At 62.0% G+C, this 26,598-nt stretch carries 25 protein-coding genes; 10 read left to right on the top strand and 15 right to left on the bottom strand.

Annotated features, from left to right (window positions below; all coding sequences use genetic code 11):
• The first annotated feature begins 12 nt into the window (after positions 1-12).
• The gene (locus ACR0EZ_RS04565; protein ID WP_480611438.1) at positions 13-480 is read left to right on the top strand and encodes a nuclear transport factor 2 family protein; all 468 of its coding nucleotides are present in this window, start codon (positions 13-15) and stop codon (positions 478-480) included.
• A gap of 41 nt (positions 481-521) precedes the next feature.
• Here ACR0EZ_RS04565 and ACR0EZ_RS04570 read toward each other — a convergent pair whose 3' ends face one another.
• The 6 genes from ACR0EZ_RS04570 to ACR0EZ_RS04595 form a co-directional block, all read right to left on the bottom strand.
• The gene (locus ACR0EZ_RS04570) at positions 522-977 is read right to left on the bottom strand and encodes a hypothetical protein (RefSeq protein WP_480611440.1); all 456 of its coding nucleotides are present in this window, start codon (positions 975-977) and stop codon (positions 522-524) included.
• Between the two features lie 106 nt (positions 978-1,083).
• On the bottom strand, positions 1,084-2,028 hold the full coding sequence (locus ACR0EZ_RS04575; RefSeq protein ID WP_480611442.1) for a hypothetical protein: 945 nt from the start codon (positions 2,026-2,028) through the stop codon (positions 1,084-1,086).
• Positions 2,029-2,114: 86 nt separating this feature from the next.
• Positions 2,115-2,753: a nucleoside/nucleotide kinase family protein gene (locus ACR0EZ_RS04580; protein ID WP_480611444.1), complete on the bottom strand. Its 639-nt coding sequence runs from the start codon at positions 2,751-2,753 to the stop codon at positions 2,115-2,117.
• Positions 2,750-3,526: an ATP-binding cassette domain-containing protein gene (locus ACR0EZ_RS04585; protein WP_480611803.1), complete on the bottom strand. Its 777-nt coding sequence runs from the start codon at positions 3,524-3,526 to the stop codon at positions 2,750-2,752. Before ACR0EZ_RS04585 ends, ACR0EZ_RS04580 begins: the two co-directional genes overlap by 4 nt.
• Complete coding sequence (locus ACR0EZ_RS04590; RefSeq protein WP_480611446.1) at positions 3,526-4,599, bottom strand: ABC transporter permease; 1,074 nt, start codon at positions 4,597-4,599, stop codon at positions 3,526-3,528. Before ACR0EZ_RS04590 ends, ACR0EZ_RS04585 begins: the two co-directional genes overlap by 1 nt.
• Before the next feature lie 113 nt (positions 4,600-4,712).
• Entirely contained in the window at positions 4,713-5,732 is a 1,020-nt protein-coding gene (locus tag ACR0EZ_RS04595) for a substrate-binding domain-containing protein (RefSeq protein WP_480611448.1), read from the bottom strand.
• A gap of 257 nt (positions 5,733-5,989) precedes the next feature.
• On the opposite strand from ACR0EZ_RS04595, the gene ACR0EZ_RS04600 reads away from it, so the two are divergent.
• From ACR0EZ_RS04600 to ACR0EZ_RS04615, 4 genes are all read left to right on the top strand, one after another.
• Positions 5,990-7,111 carry an ROK family transcriptional regulator gene (locus ACR0EZ_RS04600; protein WP_480611804.1) on the top strand — a complete coding sequence of 374 codons (1,122 nt, stop codon included), beginning with the start codon at positions 5,990-5,992 and terminating at the stop codon, positions 7,109-7,111.
• A 99-nt stretch (positions 7,112-7,210) separates the two neighbouring features.
• On the top strand, positions 7,211-9,388 hold the full coding sequence (locus tag ACR0EZ_RS04605; protein ID WP_480611449.1) for a Tex family protein: 2,178 nt from the start codon (positions 7,211-7,213) through the stop codon (positions 9,386-9,388).
• Positions 9,389-9,589: 201 nt separating this feature from the next.
• Entirely contained in the window at positions 9,590-10,987 is a 1,398-nt protein-coding gene (locus ACR0EZ_RS04610) for a bifunctional enoyl-CoA hydratase/phosphate acetyltransferase (protein WP_480611450.1), read from the top strand.
• The gene (locus ACR0EZ_RS04615; RefSeq protein WP_480611451.1) at positions 10,984-12,186 is read left to right on the top strand and encodes an acetate/propionate family kinase; all 1,203 of its coding nucleotides are present in this window, start codon (positions 10,984-10,986) and stop codon (positions 12,184-12,186) included. The genes ACR0EZ_RS04610 and ACR0EZ_RS04615 overlap by 4 nt, the downstream gene beginning before the upstream one ends.
• A gap of 33 nt (positions 12,187-12,219) precedes the next feature.
• Here the strand turns inward: ACR0EZ_RS04615 and ACR0EZ_RS04620 are convergent, their stop codons facing one another.
• The 5 genes from ACR0EZ_RS04620 to ACR0EZ_RS04640 all read right to left on the bottom strand — a co-directional run bounded on the left by ACR0EZ_RS04620 (position 12,220) and on the right by ACR0EZ_RS04640 (position 17,216).
• Entirely contained in the window at positions 12,220-12,996 is a 777-nt protein-coding gene (locus tag ACR0EZ_RS04620) for a citryl-CoA lyase (protein ID WP_480611452.1), read from the bottom strand.
• A complete protein-coding gene (locus tag ACR0EZ_RS04625; protein ID WP_480611453.1) occupies positions 12,993-14,180 on the bottom strand; it encodes a CaiB/BaiF CoA transferase family protein in 1,188 nt (395 codons plus the stop codon). Before ACR0EZ_RS04625 ends, ACR0EZ_RS04620 begins: the two co-directional genes overlap by 4 nt.
• Positions 14,170-15,681 (bottom strand): tripartite tricarboxylate transporter permease, encoded by a 1,512-nt coding sequence (locus ACR0EZ_RS04630; protein ID WP_480611454.1) that lies wholly within the window; start codon positions 15,679-15,681, stop codon positions 14,170-14,172. Before ACR0EZ_RS04630 ends, ACR0EZ_RS04625 begins: the two co-directional genes overlap by 11 nt.
• Before the next feature lies 1 nt (position 15,682).
• A complete protein-coding gene (locus ACR0EZ_RS04635; protein WP_480611455.1) occupies positions 15,683-16,165 on the bottom strand; it encodes a tripartite tricarboxylate transporter TctB family protein in 483 nt (160 codons plus the stop codon).
• A gap of 67 nt (positions 16,166-16,232) precedes the next feature.
• Positions 16,233-17,216, bottom strand: a complete 984-nt coding sequence (locus ACR0EZ_RS04640; protein ID WP_480611456.1) for a Bug family tripartite tricarboxylate transporter substrate binding protein — start codon at positions 17,214-17,216, stop codon at positions 16,233-16,235.
• 108 nt (positions 17,217-17,324) lie between these two features.
• Between ACR0EZ_RS04640 and ACR0EZ_RS04645 the strand changes: the two genes are divergently transcribed.
• From ACR0EZ_RS04645 to ACR0EZ_RS04655, 3 genes are read left to right on the top strand one after another with little or no spacing between them, the layout of a single operon-like run.
• On the top strand, positions 17,325-17,993 hold the full coding sequence (locus tag ACR0EZ_RS04645) for a response regulator transcription factor (protein WP_480611457.1): 669 nt from the start codon (positions 17,325-17,327) through the stop codon (positions 17,991-17,993).
• Complete coding sequence (locus tag ACR0EZ_RS04650) at positions 17,983-19,350, top strand: sensor histidine kinase N-terminal domain-containing protein (RefSeq protein ID WP_480611458.1); 1,368 nt, start codon at positions 17,983-17,985, stop codon at positions 19,348-19,350. The genes ACR0EZ_RS04645 and ACR0EZ_RS04650 overlap by 11 nt, the downstream gene beginning before the upstream one ends.
• The gene (locus ACR0EZ_RS04655; RefSeq protein WP_480611459.1) at positions 19,329-20,336 is read left to right on the top strand and encodes an ABC transporter substrate-binding protein; all 1,008 of its coding nucleotides are present in this window, start codon (positions 19,329-19,331) and stop codon (positions 20,334-20,336) included. The genes ACR0EZ_RS04650 and ACR0EZ_RS04655 overlap by 22 nt, the downstream gene beginning before the upstream one ends.
• Here the strand turns inward: ACR0EZ_RS04655 and ACR0EZ_RS04660 are convergent.
• A complete protein-coding gene (locus ACR0EZ_RS04660) occupies positions 20,323-20,724 on the bottom strand; it encodes a winged helix-turn-helix transcriptional regulator (protein ID WP_480611460.1) in 402 nt (133 codons plus the stop codon). The two genes, ACR0EZ_RS04655 and ACR0EZ_RS04660, sit on opposite strands and share 14 nt — an antisense overlap.
• Positions 20,725-20,852: 128 nt before the next feature.
• Here ACR0EZ_RS04660 and ACR0EZ_RS04665 point away from each other — a divergent pair, with 128 nt between their 5' ends.
• Positions 20,853-21,461 carry an NAD(P)H-dependent oxidoreductase gene (locus tag ACR0EZ_RS04665; protein ID WP_480611461.1) on the top strand — a complete coding sequence of 203 codons (609 nt, stop codon included), beginning with the start codon at positions 20,853-20,855 and terminating at the stop codon, positions 21,459-21,461.
• Entirely contained in the window at positions 21,448-22,167 is a 720-nt protein-coding gene (locus ACR0EZ_RS04670; protein ID WP_480611462.1) for a glutathione S-transferase family protein, read from the top strand. Before ACR0EZ_RS04665 ends, ACR0EZ_RS04670 begins: the two co-directional genes overlap by 14 nt.
• Before the next feature lie 21 nt (positions 22,168-22,188).
• Here the strand turns inward: ACR0EZ_RS04670 and ACR0EZ_RS04675 are convergent, their stop codons facing one another.
• The 3 genes from ACR0EZ_RS04675 to ACR0EZ_RS04685 all read right to left on the bottom strand — a co-directional run bounded on the left by ACR0EZ_RS04675 (position 22,189) and on the right by ACR0EZ_RS04685 (position 26,568).
• The gene (locus tag ACR0EZ_RS04675) at positions 22,189-23,505 is read right to left on the bottom strand and encodes an HlyD family type I secretion periplasmic adaptor subunit (RefSeq protein WP_480611463.1); all 1,317 of its coding nucleotides are present in this window, start codon (positions 23,503-23,505) and stop codon (positions 22,189-22,191) included.
• Positions 23,505-25,226, bottom strand: a complete 1,722-nt coding sequence (locus ACR0EZ_RS04680; RefSeq protein WP_480611464.1) for a type I secretion system permease/ATPase — start codon at positions 25,224-25,226, stop codon at positions 23,505-23,507. Before ACR0EZ_RS04680 ends, ACR0EZ_RS04675 begins: the two co-directional genes overlap by 1 nt.
• A 217-nt stretch (positions 25,227-25,443) precedes the next feature.
• Positions 25,444-26,568, bottom strand: coding sequence for an aminotransferase (locus ACR0EZ_RS04685; protein WP_480611465.1), 1,125 nt, complete (start codon positions 26,566-26,568; stop codon positions 25,444-25,446).
• Positions 26,569-26,598: the final 30 nt, after the last annotated feature.

Raw genomic sequence — 26,598 nt, forward strand, 5'->3', positions numbered from 1 at the left:
AGGAACATCGACATGGAAACCCGTCCCCCGCTGCCGCCCTTCACCCGTGAGACTGCAATCGAAAAGGTGCGGCTGGCCGAGGATGGCTGGAACAGCCGTGATGCGGCCAAAGTGGCCAGGGCCTATACGCTGGACACCAAATGGCGCAACCGCGTGCATTTCGTGACCAACCGGCAGGAGGCCGAGGCCTTTCTGACCGGCAAGTGGATCCGCGAGAATGAATACCGGCTGATCAAGGAACTCTGGGCGTTCACCGAGAACCGGATTGCGGTGCGCTATGCTTATGAATGGCGCGATGACAGCGGCAACTGGTTCCGGTCCTACGGCAACGAGAACTGGGAATTTGCCCCCGACGGCCTGATGCAGAACCGCCATGCCAGCATCAACGATCTGCCCATTCGGGAAGAGGACCGCCTGTTTCGCTGGCCGCAGGGGCGACGCCCGGATGATCATCCGGGCCTGTCGGATCTGGGTCTGTAACTGGGGCGGGGAACGGCGCGCGCCGTTCCCACTTTAGCCGATCAAACACCGTCAGCGCGTTCCAGCACGGTGCTATAGGCGATCCCGCTGCGCAGGCTGCGGAAATCGGCGTAGATCTTGCCGTCCTCGATCCTGGCGTCGATCAACCCGTTCACCTGACGCTCGGGGTCGGTCCGGGTCTCAATCATGGCGATGGTGCCGGACCCGTCTTGGCTAAACGTGCCGGTCACCTGCGCTTCGCCCCAGTGATCCGAGCTGGCGCGGCTCCATTTGCTGGTGCCCCAGAACACGTTGTCCTGCTGTTGCTTGATCTCAAGCACCCATTCGGATTCATTGAATCGCGGGGCGCCGTCGCTGTGTTCGTTGGGCAGGCCGACCACGGTGTGGCTGCCGCTCCAGACGCCGGTCAGGTCGGGCGTTGTGTCGGCAAAGGCGTTGGTCGAAAGGGCAAGGGTGCTGGCCAGGGCGGCGGCACCGAACAATTTGGCTCTGGTCATGATTTCCTCCGTTTCCTTTCCATAGATGTTGGAAGCGGAGCAGGGGATTGCCATTGCCGAGGCTGATAATAAAGGAAAGTTCATCTGCGCTTCACGGCCAGCCCGATCAGTCGGAAGGCAGCGGCGGCAGGGCGGGGATCATCTCGTCCAGAATGGCTCCGGCCTCGTAGCCCAGCAGATCGACCTCCATCCGCGCGGGGTCGCCAAAGGCCCATTGACCGACAAGCCGCTGCATGCGGACATAGCCCGCGTGTTTCGCCAGCGCGTCCGTCCCGTGTGCGTTTTCGGCAAACAGCACCTGTCCGGCGGCGACTTTTTCAGGCATCACGCGTTCCAGATACAGCCGGACCACGTTGACGTTCTTCACGCTCGATCCGCCGTGGTGCAGAATATACATCTTGTCCCAATCGTCCTTGCCCATGGCCGTCCGCGCGTCCGAGACCGCCTTGTGCAGCGCCGTCAGCTCGGCCCGTGCGGTCTGGCGCATGTTCTTGGCCCAGATCGGGCGCATGTCGTTGATGGCTTTGGTGACCGCCTCGCGCGTGATCTGGTCCTTGGACAGGGCGTCGCTGACGAAGCTGCGGGCGGTGTCCAGCATCTGTTGCTGGCCGGTCAGCAACTCCGGGGACAGCCCGAGGTTGCCGAGGGTTGGCAGCAGCGTGTCAATCTGGGCCGAAATCTCGGAAAATTCCTTTTTCCAGCGGTCTTTATCCGCCGCATCCTCGGGCCAGGGCGTGACCGCGCCGATAATTCCCAGCAGGACGTGCGACGTGGCTTTCAGGTTCTGATAGAGCGGCGCGTTTCTGGTATAGCTGGCCTCACCGTCCTTTGAGATCACCGTGACGTCGCGCGCAATGACCATGACAGGCCGCGTCGCTTCGGTCAGTTGGTCCTGACCGCGATGGAAGATCGACAGCATCGCCTTGTCGAAGGTCTCAATTGCCGCCGCAGCGTCGCTTTGATCGGCCGAGGCCGGGGCCGCAGAGATGAAAACTGTCAGGCCAATCGCGGCTGCCAAATCGACACCGTGCCGGATTATTGAGGTTTGCATATCCCATCCCCCTGAACTTTGTTCACCGGGGCATCATACCGCGTTCGGGGCTTTGGCGCGAATGCTGGGTGTTCAGGGGCCGCGCCCTATCCAAGCACCACGTCGCCGGGCAACGAATGTGACACGACGCGTCTGGCGTTGGGGATGTCATTGGCCAGCGCCCGGTCCTTGGCGGCGTCGGGCGTCAGGCCGTGCGACAGCCATCTGTCCGTCAGCCGGGTTTCGAGGGTCTGCAGATCGACATCCAGAAACACCCGGACCGACCACAGGCTTTGCAGGTCCGCCCAAGGGGGTTCATCCAGCAGCAGGTAGTTGCCTTCGACCAAAACGATCCGCTGGTCTTGGGTGACGATGGACCGGGCCGCGATGGCTTTGTCCAAATCCCGGTCAAATTCGGGCACGGCAACCTCGTCTTCGGTCTGCAGGCGGATCAGAAGCGCGTGGAAGCCTGCGACGTCGAAGGTTTCCGGCGCGCCTTTGCGGTGCAGCATATCGCGCGCCGTCAGGATGGCATTGTCATAGTGAAACCCGTCCATGGACAGCAGGCCGGTCGGATGCCCGCGCCGGTTCAGCTCTGCCTGTGCCAGCGCCGCGACGGTCGACTTGCCTGCACCCGGAGGGCCAGCCACCGCAACCAGATGCCGATTGGATTGAGGCTGCAACGCGGTGGCAGCATCAGCGATCCGCTCCGCCAGTACCTCGGGCGACGGGCCGTCTTGGGTCACGCCGCCCGATCCTCGCCGGGTGGTTCTTTCGCGCCGGTCATAAAGGCCACGGCATCGGACATGGTGTAGTCCTTGGGATCGATCACGCAGAGCCGTTTGCCCAGACGGTGAACGTGGATGCGGTCGGCGACCTCGAACACATGGGGCATGTTGTGGCTGATCAGGATGATCGGGATGCCCCGCGATTTCACGTCAAGGATCAGTTCCAGCACCCGGCGGCTTTCCTTGACCCCCAGCGCGGCGGTAGGTTCGTCCAGAATGATAACCTTGGACCCGAAAGCTGCCGCGCGGGCCACGGCGACGCCCTGCCGCTGACCCCCCGAAAGCGTCTCGACCGCCTGATTGATGTTCTGGATCGTCATCAGGCCCAGCTCGCTCAGCTTGTCGCGGGCGAATTTCTCCATCGCCGGGCGGTCGAGCATGCGCAGCCATGACCCCAGCGGGCCTTTGCGGCGAATTTCGCGCCCCATGAACATGTTGTCGGCGATGGACAGGGCAGGTGACATCGCAAGCGTCTGATAGACGGTTTCGATCCCCGCCTCGCGCGCGTCGATGGGTGAGTGGAAATTCACCTTGTGCCCGTCAAGCCAGACATCGCCTTCGTCCGGTGTCACCGCGCCCGACACCGCTTTGATCAGGGTGGATTTGCCAGCGCCATTGTCGCCGATCACCGCCAGGATCTCACCTGGCATCAGGTCAAAGTCGCACTGGTCCAGCGCCGTGACCTTGCCGTAGCGTTTCACAAGGTTTCGTCCTTTGAGAATGGGTTCCATCAGGCGGCCACCTTTCTGATCCATTGGTCCACGGCAACGGCGGCGATGATCAGGATGCCGATCAGCAGGAACGTCCACTGCGCATCCGCGCCCAACAGGCGTAGGCCCAGAGTGAACACGCCGACAATCAAGGCCCCGAACAGCGACCCGAGGATCGAACCCCGGCCCCCGAACAGGGAAATGCCGCCGATCACAACCGCCGTGATGCTTTCGATATTCGCCAGTTGCCCGGATGTGGGCGAGACCGAGCCGATCCGGCCAATCAGCGCCCAGCCTGCAAACGCGCAGATCAGGCCCGACAGCATATAGACTGACATCAGCGTACGGTGCACGTTGACGCCTGACAGTTCTGCCGCTTCGGGATCGTCTCCGACTGCATAGACATGCCTGCCCCACGCGGTATGGCGCAGCGCGTAGGCAAGGCCCAGGATCAGCGCAATCATGAAGACGACGCCAACCGTAAAGACCGCGCCGCCCACGTTGAACTTCGCACCGAACAACTGAAGGATCGGCGCATTGTCCTCGATATCCTGTGAGCGGATGGTTTCGTTCTGGGAATAGAGGAAATTCGCCGCCAGAACGATTTGCCACATGCCCAGCGTGACGATGAAAGGTGGCAGTTTGATACGGCTGACAAGGAACCCGTTGACGGCTCCGATGATCGTTCCAACCGCCAGCCCGCACAGGATCGCAACCGTGGGCGGCAAGCCGTAGCGAAAGGTGAACTGCCCCATCACGACCGAGGACATCACCATGATTGCCCCGACGCTCAGGTCGATGCCGGCCGTCAGGATCACCAGGCTTTGCGCCGCGGCGACGATGCCGACGATCTGCACCTGTTGCAGGATCAGGGTCAGCGCGAAGGGCGAGAAGAACTTGGCCCCCAGCAGAACGCCAAATATGATGATTGCGGCCACAAGGACGATCAGCGGCACAAGCGAGGGGTTGATGTGCAGAAAATGCTGTATCGTCCCGACGAAGCCCCGATGGTGATCGTCAAATTCGGCGACCTGTTCCGGGCTGCCCTGTGCGGCGGCCTCGAAGTCGTCGGATTTCCCGGATGTGTCGGACATAGAGAATCCCCCATGCGTCAAGCGCCCGTCTTTGGATCACTTTAGCAAGAAATTTGGGTGAGCAGGCAGTTTGGGTCAGGAGGCCGCCATCGGCAGCCTCCCGCAGGTTCAGCTTAACCCCAGCAGAGGTCCATGCCTTCCTTGACCGAGATCGACTCGACGCCATCGGCGGTCTTGTCGGTCACAAGGGCAACACCGGTGTCGTAGAAGTCTTTGCCCGGGGTATTTTCAGGCTTCACGCCTTCATCCGCCCATTTCTTCACGGCTTCCACGCCCAGCGAGGCCATCAGCAGCGGATATTGCTGCGAGGTTGCGCCGATCACACCGTCCGCGACGTTCTGAACGCCGGGGCAGCCGCCATCGACCGACACGATCAGCACGTCATTCTCGCGCCCGATGGCCTTGAGCGCCTCATACGCGCCAGCGGCGGCGGGTTCGTTGATGGTGTGCACAACGTTGATGGTCGGGTCTTTGGCCAGAAGGTTCTCCATCGCGCGGCGGCCGCCTTCTTCGTTGCCTGCGGTGACGTCACTGCCGACAAGGCGTGCATCATCCTCGTCCCCGATCACGTTGGGATCGGCCAGATCAACGCCGAAGCCCTGCAGGAAGCCCTGATTGCGCAGCACGTCCACAGTCGGCTGGCTGACAGCAAGGTCCAGCGTGGCGATCTTGGCGTCGGCGGCTGCGTCCCCAAGCGTGGCCTTGGCCCATTGGCCGATCAGAAGCCCGGCCAGGAAATTATCGGTGGCAAATGTGGCATCTGCCGAGTCGATGGGTTCAAGCGGGGTGTCCAGCGCAATCACAAGAAGCCCCGCATCCCGTGCCTGCTCGACAGCGGGGACAATCGACGAAGTATCCGACGCGGTCAGCAGAATGCCCTTGGCCCCGTCCAGAATGCAGGTCTCGATCGCTTGTACCTGAGTCTCGTGGTCGCCATCGACCTTGCCCGCAAAGGCTTTCAAGGTCATGCCCAGCTCTTCCGCCTTGGCGGTCGCGCCTTCTTTCATTTTGACAAAGAACGGGTTGGTGTCCGTTTTGGTGATCAGGCAGACGGTTTCGCCCGCTGCCATCGCGCCACCGGTTCCGGCGGCCAGAGCCAGCGCTGCTGCGCCCGCGAGGTTCGCAAGTTTCATCTGTAGTTCTCCCATTTTCTCCCATGCCCGTGCGGGCATATGGGTGATCGGGCGGAAATCGACCCGACCCCACAGGAAAATCATCACAAGATTCGAAATATGAGTCAATAAATAAATCACTCTGAATTATTATTGACAGAGATAGGTGATTTTTCCATTCTTTGGGGCAGGGAGGGGCAAATTTGTCTGCCGATTTTACACAGGACAGCACTCCGTCAGAACCGGTTGCGGGGGTGCGGGGCACCAACCAAAGCGGCATGCGCGCGCGCAACGAACGCCTTGTCCTGTCCCTTGTGCGCAGACATAAGGCGCTGGCCAAATCCGAGATCGCGCGGATGACAGGCCTGTCGGCGCAGACGGTTTCGGTCATCATGCGTCAGCTTGAAAAAGATGGTCTGTTGCTGCGCGGTGAGCCGATCCGGGGAAAGGTCGGCCAGCCTTCTGTGCCCATGCGGCTGAACCCCGAAGGCGCGCTGTTCTTCGGGCTGAAAATCGGACGGCGCAGCGCCGAACTGGTGCTGACGGATTTTCTGGGAAACGTCCGTCAGCGCGCAGGTCGCACCTATGACTATCCGACCCCGGATGCGACGCTGGATTTTGCAAACGAATATCTGGGGCAGATGATGTCCGGCCTGTCGCCCGAGGCGCAGACGCGCGTGGCCGGGCTGGGGATCGCGATGCCGTTCTATCTTTGGAACTGGGCGCAAACTCTGCAGGTCCCTCAGGAGAAGATGGACCCCTGGCGGGAGACGGACATCAAAGCCGCCTTGGCGCAGACCTGCGACATCCCGATTTTCGTGCAAAATGATGCAACCGCCGCCTGCGGGGCCGAGCTGGTCTTTGGCCCTCAGGAAGGGCCACGGGATTTTCTGTACTTCTACATGGGATACTTCATCGGCGGCGGCGTTGTCCTGAACGGCTCGATCTTTTCGGGGCGTGGAAATGCCGGGGCGCTTGGGCCCTTGCTGGTTCCAACCGAAACGGGGCAGGTGCAGCCGCTGATCGATGTCGCAAGCCTTTATACTCTGGAACGGTCCGTTGCCGTGCGCGGGCAGGGCACCTCGATCTGGGAGACGACCGAGCATTGGGATGTGCCGGAACCGCTTTTGAACGACTGGCTGGGGCAGGCGGCCTATGGGCTGGCCCATGCGATTGCGTCGTCCTGCAGTGTCATCGACTTCGAATGTGTGAAAATCGACGGCTGGCTGCCGCTGCCGGTCAAGGCGCGGCTGATCGAAGCGGTCAAAGCGCGGCTGTCGCAGTTGAACCTGACCGGTCTTGAACGGCCGATGATTTTCGCCGGGACGGTCGGCCCCGATGCGCGCTCCTTGGGCGCGGCCAGCCTGCCCCTGTCCGAGCGCTATCTGGTTGAGGCGTGACCTTACGAATGGAAAATTCGGCGGGCGGGTTCGCGCCCTCTTCCCCTCACTGAAACGGCTGGCTAAGAAACCCCTCCAGCCCAGTGTCAGGAGGACCCCTTGGACCGCATCGCCCGCACCATCGCCACCGAAATCAATGCACGCCCCGAACAGGTCAGCGCGGCGGTCAATCTGCTGGACGACGGGGCCACCGTGCCCTTTGTCGCGCGCTACCGCAAAGAGGTGACAGGCGGGCTGGACGACACGCAATTGCGCACCCTGTCCGAGCGGTTGGTCTACCTGCGAGAGCTTGAGGCGCGGCGCGAGGTGATCCGGAAATCGATCAGGGAACAGGGCAAGCTGACCGACGATCTGGTCAAATCCATTGCACAGGCGGACACCAAGGCGCAGCTTGAGGATATCTATCTGCCCTACAAGCCCAAGCGCCGGACCAAGGCGATGATCGCGCGCGAAAACGGGTTGGAGCCGCTGGCAGACGCCATTCTCGGCGACCGCAACGCCGATCCCGAAGGCTTGGCGGCGGGCTATGTGTCTGATGCGGTTCCGACGGTGAAAGATGCCCTGAACGGGGCGCGGGACATTCTGACCGAACGTCTGACCGAAAACGCCGCCCTTCTGGGCGAGCTGCGCCAATTCATGCAGCGCGAAGCGGTGCTGAGCGCGCGGGTGATCGAGGGGAAAGAGAAGGAAGGCGCCAAGTTCAGCGATTACTTCGACCATTCCGAATTGTGGTCCGGTGTCCCTTCGCACCGGGCGCTGGCCATGCTGCGCGCATCGAAAGAGGGGATCGTGACGCTGGACATCGCGCCGGAACCGGAATTCGGCGCGGCGCGGGCGGAAAACATCGTGGCGGCCCATCTGCAGACCCGCGGCAGCGGGCCGGGGGATACATGGCTGCGCAAAGTGGCGGGCTGGACCTGGCGCGTGAAGCTGTCGCTGTCGATGATGGTCGAGTTGATGGCCGACCTGCGCAGCCGGGCGCAGGATGAGGCGATTCAGGTCTTCTCGCGCAACCTCAAGGACCTGCTGTTTGCGGCCCCGGCGGGCGCGCGGGCGACGCTGGGTCTGGACCCGGGCATCCGGACCGGGGTGAAGGCGGCTGTGGTCGATGCGACCGGCAAGCTGGTCGCGACGGATACGCTCTATCCGTTTCAGCCCAAAAACGACCTGCGCGGCGCGCAGGCGGCTATCCTGAACCTGATCTCGGCCCATGGCATCGAACTGATCGCCATCGGCAACGGCACCGCCAGCCGGGAAACCGAACGGATGGTCGCGGACACGCTGAGCCTGCTGCCCAAATCGGTCAAAGCGCCGACCAAGGTCGTGGTTTCCGAGGCGGGGGCGTCGGTGTACTCGGCCTCGGAACTGGCGGCGCGGGAATTTCCCGATCTGGACGCCTCGCTGCGCGGGGCGGTGTCGATTGCGCGCCGCCTGCAGGATCCGCTGGCGGAACTGGTCAAGATCGAGCCGAAATCCATCGGTGTCGGGCAGTATCAGCATGACGTGGATCAGCACCGCCTGTCGCAATCGCTGGATTCGGCGATTGAAGACGTGGTGAACGCGGTGGGTGTCGACCTGAACACCGCCTCGGCCCCGCTGCTGTCGCATGTATCGGGGCTCGGGCCGTCGCAGGCCGAGGCCATTGTTGCCCATCGCGATCTGAACGGGCCGTTCAGTTCCCGCAGTGATTTGCTGAACGTCGCACGGCTTGGTCCGCGTGCGTTCGAGCAATGCGCGGGCTTTCTGCGCATCCGCGACGGGGCCGAGCCGCTGGATGCCTCCTCGGTCCACCCCGAGGCCTATGACGTGGCACGCCGCGTCGTTGCGGCCTGCGGGCGCGATATTCGCCAGATCATGGGCCATGACGGAGCGCTGAAGCGGCTGCGGGCCGAGCAGTTTGTCGATGAACGCTTCGGCCTGCCCACGGTGCGCGATATCTTTGCCGAGCTTGAAAAGCCCGGTCGCGATCCCCGGCCCAGCTTTGTAACAGCTTCATTCACCGACGGGGTTGAGGACATCACTGATCTGAAGCCGGGCATGATGCTGGAAGGCACGGTCACAAACGTTGCGGCCTTTGGCGCGTTTGTGGATATCGGCGTGCATCAGGACGGGCTGGTCCATGTCAGCCAACTGGCGGACCGCTTCGTCAAAGACCCGCACGAGGTTGTCCGGACAGGGCAGGTCGTCAAGGTGCGGGTGGTCGAGGTGGATGTGCCCCGCAAACGGATTGGCCTGACCATGCGCAAGAACGCAGGGGCAAACCGCCGCAAACCCTGACAGATGCCGTTCGCCCTAGCACCCTGTCATACCAGTGTTAAAGCAATGCTGCATAGCAGCATTGACGCCGCAACGTTGGAACTTGACGCTCTACGGTGATATTTGCCGTCGGCATAACAGATCGCCATTAAGCAGCGGCACTTACGCGTCGCGGTATGACTAAAAAAGCGGGCAGGTTTCCGAAGCCGGGTAGACGAAGACATGCAATACAAGAACAAACCGTATGACCGCCTTGAAATCGGCGATACCGCCGAATTGCTGCGCAGTTGCTCGATCGATGATTTCTATGTGTTTGCCAACAATTCCGGCAACCACAATCCGCTTCATCTGGCGACCGAAGATGGCGATGGCGACAACATCCCCGAGGCGGTCGCGCCCGCCATGTTTGTCGGCGCGCTGATCTCTGCCGTGCTTGGCAACATCCTGCCGGGGGCGGGCACGCTGTACAAATCCCAGAACCTTGAATTTTCCGCGCGCGCCTATGCGGGGGATGAGCTTCTGTCGAAAGTGACGGTCCTTGAAAAGCGACCGAACCGAGAGGTTCTGTTCGACACCAGCGTTTCGCGTGTCTCGGACGGGGCTGTCATCGTCAGCGGCCATGCGGTTGTGATCGCGCCGGAAAAGGAAATGGTGTTTGCCGAGCTGGACCTGCCCGGTCTGGTCGTCAAGCGGCACCGCCATTTCGACGCCTTGCTTGAAAAGGCCCATGCGCTGCCCGCGATGCCCACGGCGGTTGTCGCCCCGGAAGAGCCGAACTCGCTGGGCGGGGCCTTGCTGGCTGCACGCGAGACGATCATTCAGCCGATCCTGATCGGGGATCCGGACAAAATCACCTCGGCCGCAGACCAGATTGGCGCGTCGCTGGACGGGATCGAGATCGTGCCGGTGCGCGATCACTTCACGGCGGCGAACACGGCGGTGGATCTGGTTGCCGAAGGCCGCGCCAAGGCGCTGATGAAGGGACATCTGCACACGGACGAGCTGCTCAAGGCAGCGCTGCGGCGCGATAACGGGCTGCGGACCGGGCGGCGGTTCACTCATGTGTTCGTGATGGACGTTCCGGGCCAGCCCCGACCCTTGCTGGTGACAGACGCCGCGATCAATATCGAACCGGATCTGGAAACCAAGATCGACATCACCCAGAACGCGATTGATCTGGCGCTGTCGCTGGGGATTGAGGAACCAAGGGCCGGGGTGCTGTCGGCGATCGAGACGGTGAACCCGGCAATCCGGTCTTCGGTCGATGCGGCTTTGCTGTCGAAAATGGCCGAGCGTGGTCAGATCAAAGGGGGGCTGGTGGATGGCCCCCTGGCGATGGACAACGCCGTCAGCCTGGCGGCTGCGCACACCAAGGGGATCGTGTCGCGGGTCGCCGGTCAGACCGATATTCTGGTGGTGCCAAATCTGGACGCGGGCAACATGATGGCCAAGCAGTTGACGTTTATTGCAAATGCGGAAGGGGCCGGCGTGGTGATGGGCGCGAAAGTGCCGATCATCCTGACCAGCCGGGCGGATGATGACAAGGCGCGGCTTGCTTCCTGCGCGGTCGCCGCGCTGCACGCGGCGCGTCTGTCGGCAATGGCAGGAGGGATCAGATGACCCATGTCGTCACTTTGAATGCGGGATCGTCCTCGCTGAAATTCGGTCTGTTCGAGCTGGGCGAGCCTGACCCGGTTGAGGTCTGCGCCGGGGTCGTTGAACGGATTGGTGAGTCCGGGTCGACGCTTCACGCCACAACGGCGGAAGGCAAGGCGGTTGCCAATGACGCCGCCGGAGACATACCGGACCACGCCGCCGCGCTGGACTGCGTGCTGGGCTTGCTGGATCGCGTCTTTCCCCAATGTAAGGTCGGCGCCGTGGGCCACCGCGTCGTTCACGGCGGGCCGGATACCACAACCCCCTTGCCGCTGACCGCAACTTCGATCGAGACGCTGGATAAGCTGTCGCCGTTTGCGCCGCTGCATCAACCCAATAACCTTGCAGGTGTCCGGGCGGCCATGCAGCGGTTTCCGAACGCAGCCCAGATCGCCTGTTTCGACACCGCGTTTCACCGCAACCACCCGTGGGAAAACGACGTTTTCGCCTTGCCCCGCGAGTATTACGACAAAGGTGTGCGGCGCTACGGGTTTCACGGGCTCAGCTACGAATACATCTCGGGCCACTTGGCGGAAACCGCCCCGTTTTTGCATGCGGGCCGGGTTGTTGTCGCGCATCTGGGCAATGGCGCGTCGATGTGTGCGATGATCGGTGGCCGGTCGGTGGGTTCGACCATGGGGTTTTCCGCGCTCGACGGTTTGCCGATGGGCACCCGTTGCGGGCAGCTCGATCCGGGCGTTCTGCTGTACCTTATGGATCAGGAGGGGATGAGCGCCGACGAAATCTCGGACCTGCTGTTCAGGAAATCCGGGCTGTTGGGTTTGTCGGGCCTGTCGAATGACATGCGCACGCTGGAACAGGCCGACACGAAAGAGGCCCGGCAGGCAATCAGCTATTTCACCTTCCGGCTTCGGCGGGAACTGGGGGCCATGACCGCCGTTTTGGGGGGAATCGACGCGCTGGTGTTTACCGGCGGTATTGGCGAGAATTCTCGTCTTGTCCGCGAACGGGTCTGCGCGGGAATGGGGTGGTTGGGTCTTGAGATCGACCCGAACGCCAATGCGGATAACGAACGGATCATCTCGACAAACCTGTCCCGCGTTGCCGTCATGGTGGTGCCCACCAATGAAGAACTGGTCATCGCCCGTGCCGCTGCCGATCTGATCGCTGTCCGGGCCCCCGAGTTTCGCAAGAAGGCTTAGGGAAACATCTGCCGTCGGACCGACGGAGATGCGCTATTGGTCGTCCCCGCCGGTATAAGTCCAGCGATAATGCGGCGGTGTCGGCCCCTTGTTGCGCCCGCCTTGCTGCATCTGCTCCCAGCCATGGGCGAGGATGCCGACCGAGCGGGACAGGCAGAACAACCCGCGCGCGAGGGGCGGCGCGAAGCCCAGTTCAGCGTAGATGACCGCCGTGGCCCCATCGATATTCATCGGAACGGGTTTGCCCTTGCGGCGGGCCAGTTCAGCCTCAACGTCCAGCGCGATCTGGCGGTATCGACCGCAACAAGCCCCTTTGGCAACTGCATCCCCCACCAAATCCATCAGCCGCGGTGCGCGGGGGTCGGTGGGCGTGTGGAACCGATGGCCGAAACCGGGCAGGATTTTCCCCTGCGCGGCGATCCATTCATCCAGCGCGTCCGTCAGCCCGTCGGGGTGGTCCTCCACGAAGTGATACAGGCAAACCGCCTGCTCTCCTGCGCCGCCGTGGATGTCGCCCAGCATGTTCACCGCGCTGGCCATCGCGTTGTTCAGCGGCAGCCCGCAGGTTACGGCCATGCGGGCCGTGGCGATGGACGGAGCCTGCGGCCCGTGATCGACGGCGGCAACCAGTGCAGCCTCGAACAAATGCGCTTGCGCGGGCGACGGTCGGTCGCCGCGCACCATCAGCCAGATCATCTCGGCAAAGCTGAGATTGCCAATCAGGTCCTGAATCGGGTGCCCGCGCAATTCGATCCGGCCGGGTTCCATATCGATGATCGCGGTTTTCCACCAGTCGGACACATCGCTCATATCACGCCCTCCCGGCGCAGCGCATCGATCTCGGTATCGGTCAATCCGACCTCGGACCAGATGGTATGATTGTCCGCCCCGAGTTCCGGCGGTGCGGTTTCAGGCATCCGGCGATTCCCATCCATGACCACCGGGCTGCCTGCCAGTTGCATATCCTCGCCCCGAACGCCGAGTGTTCCGATCAGCCCACGGTCTGCCAGTTGCGGATCAGACAGGGCCTCGGGCACGGTCAGAACCGGCCCGGTCGGTACACCCAGTGCGTTCAGGTCGCGCACCCAGTCGCGTGCCGGACGGGTGCGCAGCGTTTTTTCCAACTCGTCCCGCAGCGCGAGGCGGTTCCGTTTCCGGTCCTCGCGCGTTTCATAATCCGCGTGGTCCATCAGATCCTCGCGCCCAAGATGCCGGGCGAGGGCCTGCCACTGCTCGTCCCGATTGGCGGCGATGTTGATGGGGCTGTCGGCGGTGGCGAAGGTGCCGGACGGGGCCGAGGTGGTGTTTTCGTTGCCATGCGCGCCGGGGTTCACGCCACCAACCAGATAGTTCGAGACCACCCAGCCCATGGTCGAGATCACGGCCTCGGACATGGCCACGTCCAGAAACGCCCCGCGCGGATTTGCGTTCAGCGCGGAGGCCACAGCAAAAGCGGCGGTCATCCCGCCGACCGTATCCGCCAGCGGATAGCCGACCCGGTAGGGGGCCGTGTCTGCGGCACCGGTGATCGACATGACACCGCTGATGCCCTGCACGATCTGATCATAGGCGGGATCGTCCCGGCGCGGGCCGTCCTGCCCAAAGCCGCTGATGGCGCAGTAGATCAGGCGCGGGTTTTCGCCGCGCAGCATGTCGTATCCCAGGCCAAGGCGGTCCATGACGCCGGGGCGGAAGTTTTCGACCAGCACATCCGCCGTCCGAACCAGCCGTTTCAGAAGGTCCTTGCCCGGGTCGGATTTCATATCCAGCGTGATCGATTTCTTGTCCGCGTTCTGCGCCAGAAAGCTGATCCCCATGCCCGCCCTGTTGCGGTCGGGATCAGCGCCCAGAACGCGGGCAAGGTCGCCGCCGCCGGGGCGTTCGACCTTGATCACCTCGGCCCCCATCAGGGCAAGCTGGTAGCAGCAATAGGGTCCGGCCAGAACGTTCGTCAGGTCCAGAACCCGTATGCCTGCCAGCGGCTCAGTCGCCATCCGCGACCCCTGCCGCCCGCGCCCGTGCGCGCCGCGCGCGATAACTGGGCAGCAGCACCAGAAGGGCGGCGATCACCAGCAGGCCCAGCGTCATCGGGCGTTCCCAGATGAACGCGATGCCATCGTATAGCTGCATGGAACGGGCGAAGTTATCCTCCATCATGCCACCTAGGATGAAGCCGATCAGCAGCGGTGCCAGCGGGTAGTCGGCGAATTTCAGCGCCGTGGCGCAGATGCCGAACGCGACCAGTATCAGCAACTCGGTGGCGTTGTTCTGGCCGATATAAGCCCCCATCAGGGTGAAGAACAAAATGAACGGGATCAGATAGTTGCGCGGGACAGCCAGAACCTTGGCGATATAGGGGATCAGCGGCAGGTTCAGGATCAGCAGAACCAGATTGCCGATGAACATCGACATGATCACGGCCCAGAAAATCTGCGGATCGTCGATCATCAGCCGTGGCCCCGGCGTGACGTTCAGCGCGATCAGCGCGCCCAGAAGGATGGCGGTTGTGCCAGAACCGGGAATGCCCAGCGTTAGCAGCGGCACAAACGATCCGGTGCAGGCGGCGTTATTCGCCGTCTCGGGCGCGGCAAGGCCCTTGATCGAGCCCTTGCCGAATTCTTCCTGCTCCTCTTTCGGGGCGATGTTGCGTTCAACCGCATAGCCAAGGAAGCTGGCGATTGTGGCCCCGGCACCGGGCAGGACACCGATGAAGAACCCCTGGACCGACTGCCGGCCCACGACCGGGGCGATGGCCTTGGCTTCGTCCCTGGTGATGCGCAGGTCCTTGATTTCGCCATCATCGCCCTTCAGGTCCTTGGGTTTCAGGACCAGAAACAGCGCCTCGGGCAGGGCGAACATCGCCATGGCGAGGGTGATGAAGCCAAAGCCGGATTGCAGGTCCATGATGCCCATAGTGAAGCGTGGCAGGTTGAACAATGCGCCTTCGCCGACAGTTGCCATGATCAGGCCAAGGACGGTCATGATCATCGCCTTGGCCACTTGTCCTGACCCGGCAAAGGCGGCGATGGCGGAAAGGCCGACGACCATCAGAGCAAAATACTCGGCGGAATGAAACAAAAGCGCGACCGAGGACAGGGCCGGCGCGAAGACCATCAACAGCACAGCCCCCAGCGTTCCGCCCGCGAAACTGGCGATGGCCGCGATGGTCAGCGCCTTGCCGGCCTTGCCTTGTCGCGCCATCGGATAGCCATCGAAGCTTGAAGCCACCGTGCCCGCGACCCCCGGCGCGTTCAGCAGGATGGAAGAGGTCGAGCCGCCGAAGATCGCGCCGTAATACACGCCAGCCAAAAGGATCAGCGCGGCCGAAGGATCGCCCATGGAAATCGCGACCGGGATCATGATGGCGATGATCGACATCGGGCCGAGCCCCGGCAACATGCCGATGAATGTGCCGATCAGACAGCCCGCGACAACCATCAGCAGGTTCTGGATTGAGAATGCCGTTTGCAGGCCGATCAGAAGTCCTTCGAGCATGTCAGCCTCCGAAAATGCCCGGCAGGGGGCGCATGTAGATGCCAAGAACTTCCTGAACCAGATACCAGACGAACCCGGTTGCGATCAGGGCGACAGGCAGCATGATATGCCATTTGCGCTCGCCGAGAATAAACGAGCCGAGGATCAGGAAGGCCGAGGTTGAGATCAGGAACCCGACGGGGCGCAGGCACAGCGCGTAGACCACCATCAGCGCCAGCAGCATCAGCGCCTGACCCAGATGGTACTCCCCAAGCCGCCGGTAATCGATATCCGCCTCTTTTGGTTCCGATTTCTCGAACCCCAGCAAGATGATGGCGCAGGCGATGATGCCCAGAACCGACAGTACTTTGGGAAAGGTGCTTGGCCAGATGGGGTTTCGCTGCATGAAGGGGGGCAGGCTGCCATCCATCGTGAACCAGGCGGCGTAGCCATAGGTCATGCAGACCCCAAGCAGAATAAGCGCGATCCAGCGATCCAGCGCCATGATGTCCCCTCCCTTATTTGGTCTTTAAGTGTGGCAGAGCGGCGGACCGCTCTGCCATGGGTGGTGCTTACAGGAAGCCCAGCTTCTTCATCAGATCGCTGATTTGCTGTTCCTGCTGCTCGAGGAATGTCGAGAAATCGTCGCCAGAGTTGTGGATGTTCACCCAGCCGTTGCGTGCGCGAACCTCTTCCCATTCGGGGGTGTCGTACATCTTGGCGATGGCATCTTGATAGGCGGCCAGCTTGTCTTCGGGCAGGCCGGGTGCCGCAAAGAAGCCGCGCCAGTTGACGAAGGTGGTGTCGATGCCCTGTTCCTTCATGGTCTGCGCATCGGGGGCTGCGTCTACACGCTCGTCCGAGGTTACGCCGATGATCTTGACTTCGCCCGCGTTGGCCAGATCGACCGCTTCCGAGAAACCGGTGGACAGGGCTGCGATCTCACCCGACAGCAGGGCTGCCATGGCCTTGCCGCCTGCGTCATAGGGGATGTACTTGACGCCAAGCGCGTCCTTGCCCGCCGCTTCCATGACCATGGCCGCAACCAGATGGTCCATGCCGCCCGGTACCGAACCGCCGCCAATGGCTGTTGCGCCCGGATCGGCGTCATAGGCGGCCAGCAGATCCTCCATCGAGTTGATCGGGCTGTCCTTGCCCACAACCAGCGCCGCATAGTCACCGATGGTGCCCGAAACCAGCGTCAGGTCGCGGAAGTTATGCGGGAACACACCAGTCAGCGAGCGGATCACGATGGGGGTCGAGTTGACCATCAGCGTGCCATGGTTGCTGTCTGCGTTTTCGATCAGAAAGCCGATGGCCTTGCCGCCGCCCCCGCCGGACATGTTCTCGTAGGACGCGGTGCCCACAAGACCGGCCTTGGTCAGCGCCTCGCCCGTGCCGCGGGCGGTGCCATCCCAGCCGCCGCCTGCGCCGCCGGGGATCAGAAAGTGGATGCTGTCCACGACCTCATGGCCGTCGGCCAGGGCGGGTCCGGTCAGGCCCATTGCAGCCACGGCTGCGATCAGGGCGCGGCGGCCCAGTTTGAATGTCGTCATGTTTTCCTCCCATTTGACAACCGGCCGCAGGGCGGCTCAGATTATGCTGAACCAAAACACATCAACCTGACATCAACCTGTCACGCGCGAAAAAACTGCTGGGACGCGATGAAATTTCTGCTGGTCGAAGACAATCAGGACCTCGCGAATGCGATCAGCTCACGCATGCGGCTGGACGGCCATGTGGTTGATCATGCGGCGAAATTAGAGGACGCAACGGCCTTTGTAGAAACCGGCGAATACGATCTGATCCTGCTGGACATCATGCTGCCCGATGGCGACGGGCGCGACTTCCTCAAACGTCATCGGGCCAGTCATCTGGACACGCCCGTCATCGTTCTGACCGCGCGCAGTCAGGTGTCGGATCGAATCGGCTCGCTTGATCTGGGGGCGGATGACTACGTCACCAAACCCTTCGATCATGCCGAGCTTGAGGCCCGCTGCCGCGCCGTGTTGCGCCGCCAGTCCGGTATCTCGAAATCGACGATTGAAATTGGCGGCATCGTCTTTGACCCGGTGGCCGGTCATCTTACGGTTGGCGGGACTGCCGTGCCGCTCAGAAACCGGGAACTGCGACTGCTGGAGCTGTTCATCAACGCCCCCGGTCAGGTGTTTTCGAAACAGAAACTGGCCGACCGGCTGTTTTCTTATGACGACGATGTTTCGGACAATGCGATCGAGGTCTATGTGGGCCGACTGCGCAAACATCTTGAAAACTCCGACCTGAATATCACCACCCTGCGCGGGCTTGGCTACAGGCTGGATCATGGCGGCTAGTCCAACCGTATCGGGATCGCTGCGAAACCGTCTTGTGCTGATCCTTATCGGCGGGGCGGCGATCCTTGCCCTGCTGCTGTTCTTTGCGGTCCGCAACTACGCCGCCCAGGTGGCGCAGCAGGGGCAGGACAACATTCTGGGTGCGTCGGTGACCTCGATCCTGGACGCGGCTGCCTTGCGGGACGGAGAGCTTGAGGTCGACATTCCCTATGCGGCGTTTTCGATGCTGACCACCCCGGCAGATGACCGGGTGTTCTACGCCATTTTTCAGGACGGAGAGTTCCTGTCCGGCTATCAGGATTTGCCGCTGACCCAGGTGACGGCAGATGGCAGGTGGACCTTCCGGTCGGGCGAGGTGCGCGGCGAAAACGTCCGTCAGGTCAGCGCCAGCCGGACCTTGGTGGGGCTGGGACGGCAGACCGAGATTGAGGTGGCGCTGGGGCAGACGCAGGATGCTTTGGCCGAAACGCTGGACCAGATCTCGCGCAATGCGGCGCTGCTGGGGCTGGGGTTCTTTGCTCTGGCGGCCGGGCTGTCCTTTTGGGCGACCTCATCGACCATCGGTCAGCTCAACAAGCTGACCAATTCGGTCACGCGCCGCGGGCCGCAGGATCTGAGCCCATTCCGAAAGCCGGTGCCGCGCGAGATGGCACCGCTGGTCACATCGCTGAACTCGCTGATGGGGCGGTTGGACCAATCGCTGAGCCAGTCCGAGGATTTCATCGCCGAGGCCGCGCATCGGGTGCGAACGCCCCTGGCAACGGTCCGGTCCTATGCCGATGCCACCCTGCACCGGGTCGAAAAGGAAGAAAACCGCGAGGCGTTGCGTTCCATGGTCCGGGCCATCGACGAAAGCTCGCGTGCGGCGGGGCAGTTGCTGGATCACGCGATGATCACCTTCCGGGCCGACCATCTGGTGCGCGAGGATATCGATCTGGTCGCCCTGATCCGCGAGCTTGTGCAACGGCTGACCCCGATTGCCGAGATGAAAGACCTGTCGCTGTCGCTGGCAGGCGATGCCGAACTGACCTATTCCGGCGATCCGATCCTGATCCAGAACGCGGTGCGCAACATGATCGACAATGCGCTGAAATACGCGCCTGCCGACAGCACCGTCGTCATTGAAGTGACCGCTGGTCCCGACGTTCAGATCAAGGTCATCGATCAGGGCCCCGGTTTTCCTGCGGATGAGATCGAAACGCTGACGCGGCGGTTCGAACGGGGCCAGAACGCCACCGGCACCATCGGCTCGGGTCTGGGGCTGACCATCGCGCAGGACGTTGCAACGGCGCATGGCGGCTCGCTTGTGTTGACCAACCAACCGGAGGGCGGCGCATGCGTTATCTTATCGCTCTGATCCTGTGCCTGTTGCCCGCCGGTATTTGGGCCAATGAATGGGAAGATCAGCGGGTTTTCAACACGGACGGCGAAGGCGCGCGCCTGCGCGTTGTCTCGAGCACCGACACAGCCTTGTTCGCGCCGATTATCGAGGATTTCGTGGCCGAGAACCCCTCGATCTCGGTCGAATATCTTGTGACCGGCACCGCAGATATCGACAGGCTTGTCCGGGCGACGCCCGATGCGTTCGATATCGTCATCTCCAGCGCCATGGACTTGCAACTGAAACTGGCCAATGACGGGTTTGCCCTGCCGGTCGAAGATGTTCCCCTTCCGTCCTGGGCCCAGTGGCATGACCGCCTGTTTGCGTTCACGTCGGAACCCGCGACAATCGTGGTCAATCGCGATGCCTTCGCGGGCGGGCCGATCCCGCAGACACGGCAGGACCTGATCGAAATCCTGCGCGCGCGGCCCGAGGATTTCCGCGGCAAGGTCGGGACCTACGACATCCGCCAATCGGGTCTAGGCTATCTGTTCGCCACCCAGGACGCCCGCGCGTCCGAGACCTATTGGCGGCTGATGGAGGTTCTGGGCGGGCTGGATGTGCGCCTCTATTGCTGTTCTGCCAACATGATCAATGATCTGGCCGATGGAAAGATCGCCGTCGCGTACAATGTGCTTGGCAGCTATGCCGCTGTTCGGACCGAAGGCAAGGACATGCTGGAAATCATTCTGCCATCGGACTTTCAAACCACCATGATGCGCACGGCAATGGTTCTGAAAGATGCGCAGGATCCGAAATCCGCCGCGATGTTCGTGCGTCACCTGATCGAGAAAAACAGCGCGCCCTCGGGCGAGGGGTTCGCGCTGCCTCAGCTGATGTCCGGCACCGAAACGGACGAACGCGCGGCCATTTCGCTGGGCCCGGCATTGCTGACCTTTCTGGACCGGTTGAAGCGCAAGAAATTCCTGTCGGAATGGGAAAACGCGGTTATTCAGCGCTAGATAGTGCCGTGGCCCGAGGGCCGTCTGCAAGCGCCTGCGGCAGGCCATCGCTCCACTTCCGAAGCTCTTCCAGAAATCCCAGCGCGGTGCGCCCGAAGTCGGTGATCGAGTATTGGACGGACACGGGCGCGGTATCCATCACCTGCCGGTGGACAAGGCCCTGCGCTTCAAGCTGCCTCAGACGTTCCGAGATCATCTTTTTGCTGGCACCCCCGATCATCCGGGACAAATCGTTGAACCGAACCGGTCCGTCCCGCAGATGCCACAGGATCGAGCCCGTCCACTTGCCACCGATTATCCGCATGCCACGTTCGATGGCGCACGGCTCGGTGCAGGCGTCGGCAACGGTGCGGCGGCCTTTGGCATCCTCTTCGATCTTTGCGTGCATGGCGCGGTTCCGTTCGATTTTTATAGGTTACAAAAAGTAAACTGGTTGCATTTTATTCCCACCATCCACAACTTCGGTCCGTGCCCTCTGCAAGTCAAGGGGGCGGCTTCGATCTTGAGGATATGGAAATGAGCAACATCCTGATTGTAAACGGCACGCAACCTTACGATTTTGCGCCCGGGAGGCTGAATGCCAGCCTGACCGAACGGGCCCGCGCCCAGCTTGCCGGGCAGGGGCATAGGGTTCGGGTCACCACCGTTGCGGACGGTTACGACGCAAATGCCGAAATTGACGCCCATCTTTGGGCGGATGTGGTCATCATGCAGTTTCCGGTGAACTGGATGGGTGTGCCATGGGTGCTCAAGAAGTACATTGACGAGGTGTATACGGCCGGCATGGATGGCCGGTTGGCGGTTGGGGATGGGCGGACATCGGATGCCCCGAAATCCAATTATGGGATGGGGGGTGTTTTGAAGGGCAAGACATACATGCTGGCGGTCACGTTCAACGCGCCGAGTGAGGCGTTCGACAACCCGGCAGAGCCGTTTTTTGCCGGTGGCAGCGTCGATGATTTGCTCAGGCCGATGCACCTGAACGGCAAATTTCTGGGCATGCAGCCGCTGCCGACATTTGCCGCGTTTGATGTGATGAAGAATCCGACAATCGAAGCTGATTTCCGGCGCTTCGACGCACATCTGAAAACCCTGTTTGCCGAGGTCGAAAATGTCCCGGCCTGATATCCACCTTTACACCGCCGGAACGATGAACGGCTACAAACCGGTCATATTCCTCGAGGAGGCAGGCGTTCCCTACGACCTGACCCATATCAACTTTTCCAAACAGGAACAGAAAACGCCGGATTATCTGGCGCTGAACCCCAATGGCAAGATCCCGACGATCTACGACCGGGCCGAAGGCCGGGCGATCTTTGAAAGCGGCGCGATCCTGTGGCATCTCGCAGAAAAATATGGGAAATTCCTGCCATCCGATCCGGTTAAACGGTCCGAAGTCCTGCAGTGGCTGTTCTTTCAGGTCGGCCATGTTGGCCCGATGATGGGGCAAGCGATGTATTTCCAGCATATCGCGGCCCCAAACGGGCATGAAGAACCGTTTTCGATCCGTCGCTACGTCGACGAAAGCCGCCGTCTGTTGGAGGTTATGAACGCCCGGCTAAACGGGCGCGACTGGATTGTCGCCGAGGAATACACCATTGCCGACATGATGCTGTACCCATGGGCGCGCGCCTATGTCTGGGCGCGGGTCGAGGTTGACGACCTGCCGCATCTGAAAGCGTGGTTCGACCGGATCGACGCCCGGCCCGCTGTCCAAAAGGCGCTGACGATTCCCAAGGCCAATCCGCAATTCTGGAACAAGAATGCAGATGCCAGCGCCTTTGCCAAAGAAAACGCCGCCCGGTTTGAGGGCGACGTCAGGAAAGACTGAATCAGGGAACCGATGGCCGGTTTATTCGCGGAAGGCGCGGTTGAAGTAATCTGCCATCGGCTTCACCAGATAGGACAGCGGCGTGCGTTCGTCGGTCTTGATCATGGTCTCGACCGGCATGCCGGGCAGCAGTTCCTGACCGTTCAGCCGTTCGATCTGGCCGTCGTCCGGGGCGACCTCGGCCCGATAAAAGGTGAAGCCGGTCTGCTCATCGGTGAACGTATCGGCTGAGACGTTGACCACATGGCCGTCCAGTTCCGGCGTCTCGCGCTGATTGAAGGCGGAAAAGCGCAGCGCGACGGGCTGACCGACATGCAACTGGTCCACATGGATTGCATCCACACGTGCCGCAACCAGCAACGGGGTGTCCTGAGGCACCACGTACAGCATCGGCTCGCCCGGCTGAACAACGGATTGCAGGGCAAAGACCTGACTGTCGTAGACGCGGCCTGTGACCGGCGCGCGAATATCCAGCCGTGACAGACGTTCGGCCAGTGACAGGCGCCGCTCGGCCAGTTCGGCGATCTGGGTCTGGACCTCGCGCAGAGTGGTGATCGCCTCTTCGCGCCGTGTGGCGGACAGTTCGACGATCTCGATCTCGGTCGCGGCGATCTGGCCTTTCAGACGCGCCACCGCCGCTTCGAGCCTGCCGATTTCGCCGGTCAGGCTGGCCTCTTCGCGCTGCAGGGCCAGAACCCGGCTGACTTGCGTCAGGCCCCGGTCCAGCAGGCTTTGCTGGTCGTCCAGTTCGGCCTGAATGAGTTCCACCTGACGGCGCAGGGATACAAGCTGCGCTTCGGTGCCTTCGATCTCGCTTTCGATCTGAACCAGCTGCTTGCTCAACTGTTCCGTCTGCTTGTTCTTCGTTTCCAGCCGCGCATCGAACAGGCTTTGCTGTCCGGCGATCAGATCGGATGCGATTTCGTATTCCTGCTGCACGTCACCCAGCCGTGACGCCAGTTGGTCCGAGTTTTCCCCGTCGCGCTCGGCTTCCAGCCGGGCCCGGCGCGCCAGAAGCTCGAACAGTTGGGTTTCGACGATTGTCTGTTCCGAGGACAGGAACGTGTCGTCCAGCCGCAGCAGCATGTCGCCCTCGGCTACCACATCGCCATCGCGGACGAAAATCTCGCCGACAACGCCGCCATCGGGGTGTTCCACCACCTGACGGTTGCTTTGCACCTCGATCACGCCCGATGACACGATGGCACCTGCAAGCTGTGTTTTGATGGACCAGATGCCCAGCCCACCGACCAGAACGGCCAGCGCGGCAAATCCGACCAGCGCGGGCACGGTGATCCGCCAGGCGGGGCGGGCTTTCTGTTTGGTCTTGGCGGACATCATTCACCTACCTGGCTGAGCTTGCGCTTGATCGCGCCTGCATTCTGCACCATCGCGTTCAGCACCTCGTCCCGGCTGCCGAATTTCACCACCTGACCCTTTTCGACCACCGCCAGATCGTCACATTCGGAAATCGCCTGAGGGCGGTGAGTCATGATGATTGCCGCCTTGCCTTCGGCTTTCAGCCCGCGCACGGCTGCATTCAGCGCCTCGGTCCCGTCCGCATCCAGTGCCGAGTTCGGCTCGTCCAGGATCAGCAATACCGGATCGCCGTAAAGCGCCCGCGCCAGCGCGATGCGCTGTTTCTGGCCGCCGGACAACTGGCTGTCATTGCCTTCCAGAAAGGTGTCATAACCCTTTTCCAGCGTCAGGATCAGATCATGCGCCTTGGCTTTCTTGGCAGCCTCAACAACGGCCTGAGGGTCCGGGTTTTCGGACATGCGGGCGATGTTTTCGGCAACGGTGCCGTTAAACAGCGTGACCGTTTGTGGCAGATAGCCGATGTGGTGGCCCAGATCGTCAGGGTCGTACTGATCCAGCGTAGCACCCCCCAGCCGGATCTCGCCTGCTGCCGGTTGCCACAGGCCCAGCAGGGCCTTTGCCAGCGTCGTCTTGCCGGACCCGCTTTTCCCGATGACGCCAAGCGCCTTGCCGGGCTCAAGCCGCAGGCTGACATTGCGCAGCGTCGGGGTCGACGCACCGGGCGGGATGACAGTCAGGGTTTTGGCCGTCAGGCGCGCGGCAGGGGTCGGCAGCTTGGTACGGGGCCGTTCCGGCGGGGTCTGATCCAGAAACCGGCTGAGCGATATCCACGCCGTCCGCGTGCATTCGATCATGCCCCATTGACCCACGGCCTGTTCCACCGGAGCCAGCGCGCGGCCCAGCAGAATCGAACCGGCGATCATCGCACCCGGCGTCAGCTCGTTCTGCAGCACCAGATATGCGCCCAGGGCCAGCATGGCCGATTGCAGAAACAGCCGCAGCGACTTGGTCAGAGAGGTGAAGCTGCCGGTCCAGTCGCTGGCCGCGATGGTCTGGTGCAGCGCGTCCGAACGCTGGTTCAGCCAACGTTTGGTCACGTCTTCCTGCATGCCTTGCGAGCGGACAACCTCGGCCGCCTGCCGGGCGTGCTCGGCAAAGGCATTTGCCCGCGCCGACGATGTTTGCGCCTCGGCCACTTTGCGATGGGTCAGCGCCTGGTTCAGCAGGGCGATGACGATCAGCAACCCTCCGCCCGCCACGGCCAGCCAACCGAGCAGGGGATGGAACAGGAAGATCGCGGCCAGAAAGACCGGGGTCCACGGGACATCCATCACTGCAAGCAGCACGGGCGAGGCGCAAAGCCTTTGAATCGTTTCAAGATCCCGCAAAGCGGTTGCCGGGGCGGACCGGGTCTGCGGGATCAGGGACCGGCGTAGGGTGGCGTCGAAAACCCGTTCGTCCAGTTGCGACTGAAAGCGGGCCCCGAACCGCGCCACGATCCGGCCTCGGGCGAAATCCAGCATCGCCATCAGCCCATAGAGCAAGGCAACCAGCAGGAACAGGGCGGTCAACGTTTCAACGGCGCGCGAACCCAGAACCCGGTCATAGACCTGCAGCATGAACAGGGGGCCGGTCAGCATCAGCAGGTTTACGAATATGCTGAACAGAAAGGCCAGTCCCAGAAAGGTTATGCCCTGATTGCGCACATTGCGCAGTTCATGACGGGGGGCCGCAGACATACGGGTATTCGGTTTCAAGGTTTTTCTTCCGCAACAGGCAGTGGGAGATCAGAGAGACCCGCGATTTAAGGCGGTCCCTTGACCTTTCCAACACGGTATATCCACTCCGGCAAGAAACCGCGAATGAAAAGACCCGGCCAAGGCGTTTTTTGGCCGGTTTTGGCGGAAAGATGAACTGCCGTGGCGTTTCACTTGGCGATAGCAGCGCTTGGCGCCGTCAGGATTGCTGCGCGGACAAAAACCCAGACACGCGTTTCAGACCTTGCCGCAGAATCTCGGGGTTGTTGGCGTAACCGATGCGGACATACCCTTCCATGTTCAGCGCCTCACCCGGCGTGAACAGAACGCCGGTGTCTTGCAGCAACCGGACGCAGAGGTCCCGCGAACTGATCGGCAGATCGTATTTCAGCAATGCCGTGGTGCCCGAACGGGGTGGAACCCATGAAATCCCGGGTTCGTGATCCACCCAGTCCCGCAGGATCGCCAGATTGCCACGGGTGATCTGCTGACTGCGCGCCAGCAGCTTGTCGCGGTTCTCCAAAGCCAGTGCGGCAAAGTGATCATCGATCATCCCGACCGAGATGGTGTCGTAGTCGCGGTGGATCGTCACCGCCTCGATCACCTCGCGCGGGGCAGTGATCCAGCCCAGCCGGAGCCCGGCCAGCGAATAGGCCTTGGACATTCCGGCGGTGCTGATACCCTTTTCGTAGATATCCGCGATCGAGGCCGTCATGCCGGACCCGTCCTGATCGGTGCCGCGATAGACCTCGTCACACAGAATCCAGGCATCCGCGGCGCGGGCGATCTCGGCGAACTGTTCCAGCATCGCCCGATCCATCAGCGCGCCGGTCGGGTTGTTGGGATTGTTGATGGCAATCAGGCGGGTTTCCGGTTCGACCAAAGCGCGTAGCTCGTCCAGATCCGGCAGAAAGCCGTTTTCTTCGCGCAGATGCAGGTGATGCACATTGGCCCCGATGCTGGCCGGTATCGAATAATGCTGCTGATAGGTCGGCACCACGGCCACCACGCGATCACCTGCCGAGACCAGAGTCTTGTGCACCAGCATATTTGCGCCAATCGTGCCATGGGTGACGATGGTGTTTTCCGGAGCCTGCCGGTCATACAGCGCCGCAATTGCACGGCGCAGCCGGTCCGAACCTTCGATGGCCCCATAGGTCATCTTCATGTCCAGCAGGTCGGACAGATCGGTGGCGTTGCGGCCTGTCAGCGCCAGAAGTTCCTGAATGGTCAGGCTTTCGACGCAGGTCTCGGCCAGGTTCCAGTCGCATCTGGTTTCCCATTCGTTCATCCAGATTTCGACGCCGAAAGGTTCAATATGCATTCGGGTGGTTCCTTACTCACTGCCGCAGAG

It is taken from the genome of Ruegeria sp. AK4 (genome assembly GCF_056541025.1).

Excerpts from the sequence above, each read along its gene's own strand:
- ACR0EZ_RS04565 (WP_480611438.1), top strand. The coding sequence starts at position 13 with ATGGAAACCCGTCCCCCGCTGCCGCCCTTCACCCGTGAGACTGCAATC.
- ACR0EZ_RS04570 (WP_480611440.1), bottom strand. The coding sequence starts at position 977 with ATGACCAGAGCCAAATTGTTCGGTGCCGCCGCCCTGGCCAGCACCCTT.
- ACR0EZ_RS04575 (WP_480611442.1), bottom strand. The coding sequence starts at position 2,028 with ATGCAAACCTCAATAATCCGGCACGGTGTCGATTTGGCAGCCGCGATT.
- ACR0EZ_RS04585 (WP_480611803.1), bottom strand. The coding sequence starts at position 3,526 with ATGGAACCCATTCTCAAAGGACGAAACCTTGTGAAACGCTACGGCAAG.
- ACR0EZ_RS04590 (WP_480611446.1), bottom strand. The coding sequence starts at position 4,599 with ATGTCCGACACATCCGGGAAATCCGACGACTTCGAGGCCGCCGCACAG.
- ACR0EZ_RS04595 (WP_480611448.1), bottom strand. The coding sequence starts at position 5,732 with ATGAAACTTGCGAACCTCGCGGGCGCAGCAGCGCTGGCTCTGGCCGCC.
- ACR0EZ_RS04600 (WP_480611804.1), top strand. The coding sequence starts at position 5,990 with ATGCGCGCGCGCAACGAACGCCTTGTCCTGTCCCTTGTGCGCAGACAT.
- ACR0EZ_RS04610 (WP_480611450.1), top strand. The coding sequence starts at position 9,590 with ATGCAATACAAGAACAAACCGTATGACCGCCTTGAAATCGGCGATACC.
- ACR0EZ_RS04615 (WP_480611451.1), top strand. The coding sequence starts at position 10,984 with ATGACCCATGTCGTCACTTTGAATGCGGGATCGTCCTCGCTGAAATTC.
- ACR0EZ_RS04620 (WP_480611452.1), bottom strand. The coding sequence starts at position 12,996 with ATGAGCGATGTGTCCGACTGGTGGAAAACCGCGATCATCGATATGGAA.
- ACR0EZ_RS04625 (WP_480611453.1), bottom strand. The coding sequence starts at position 14,180 with ATGGCGACTGAGCCGCTGGCAGGCATACGGGTTCTGGACCTGACGAAC.
- ACR0EZ_RS04630 (WP_480611454.1), bottom strand. The coding sequence starts at position 15,681 with ATGCTCGAAGGACTTCTGATCGGCCTGCAAACGGCATTCTCAATCCAG.
- ACR0EZ_RS04635 (WP_480611455.1), bottom strand. The coding sequence starts at position 16,165 with ATGGCGCTGGATCGCTGGATCGCGCTTATTCTGCTTGGGGTCTGCATG.
- ACR0EZ_RS04640 (WP_480611456.1), bottom strand. The coding sequence starts at position 17,216 with ATGACGACATTCAAACTGGGCCGCCGCGCCCTGATCGCAGCCGTGGCT.
- ACR0EZ_RS04645 (WP_480611457.1), top strand. The coding sequence starts at position 17,325 with ATGAAATTTCTGCTGGTCGAAGACAATCAGGACCTCGCGAATGCGATC.
- ACR0EZ_RS04650 (WP_480611458.1), top strand. The coding sequence starts at position 17,983 with ATGGCGGCTAGTCCAACCGTATCGGGATCGCTGCGAAACCGTCTTGTG.
- ACR0EZ_RS04655 (WP_480611459.1), top strand. The coding sequence starts at position 19,329 with ATGCGTTATCTTATCGCTCTGATCCTGTGCCTGTTGCCCGCCGGTATT.
- ACR0EZ_RS04660 (WP_480611460.1), bottom strand. The coding sequence starts at position 20,724 with ATGCACGCAAAGATCGAAGAGGATGCCAAAGGCCGCCGCACCGTTGCC.
- ACR0EZ_RS04665 (WP_480611461.1), top strand. The coding sequence starts at position 20,853 with ATGAGCAACATCCTGATTGTAAACGGCACGCAACCTTACGATTTTGCG.
- ACR0EZ_RS04670 (WP_480611462.1), top strand. The coding sequence starts at position 21,448 with ATGTCCCGGCCTGATATCCACCTTTACACCGCCGGAACGATGAACGGC.
- ACR0EZ_RS04675 (WP_480611463.1), bottom strand. The coding sequence starts at position 23,505 with ATGTCCGCCAAGACCAAACAGAAAGCCCGCCCCGCCTGGCGGATCACC.
- ACR0EZ_RS04680 (WP_480611464.1), bottom strand. The coding sequence starts at position 25,226 with ATGTCTGCGGCCCCCCGTCATGAACTGCGCAATGTGCGCAATCAGGGC.
- ACR0EZ_RS04685 (WP_480611465.1), bottom strand. The coding sequence starts at position 26,568 with ATGCATATTGAACCTTTCGGCGTCGAAATCTGGATGAACGAATGGGAA.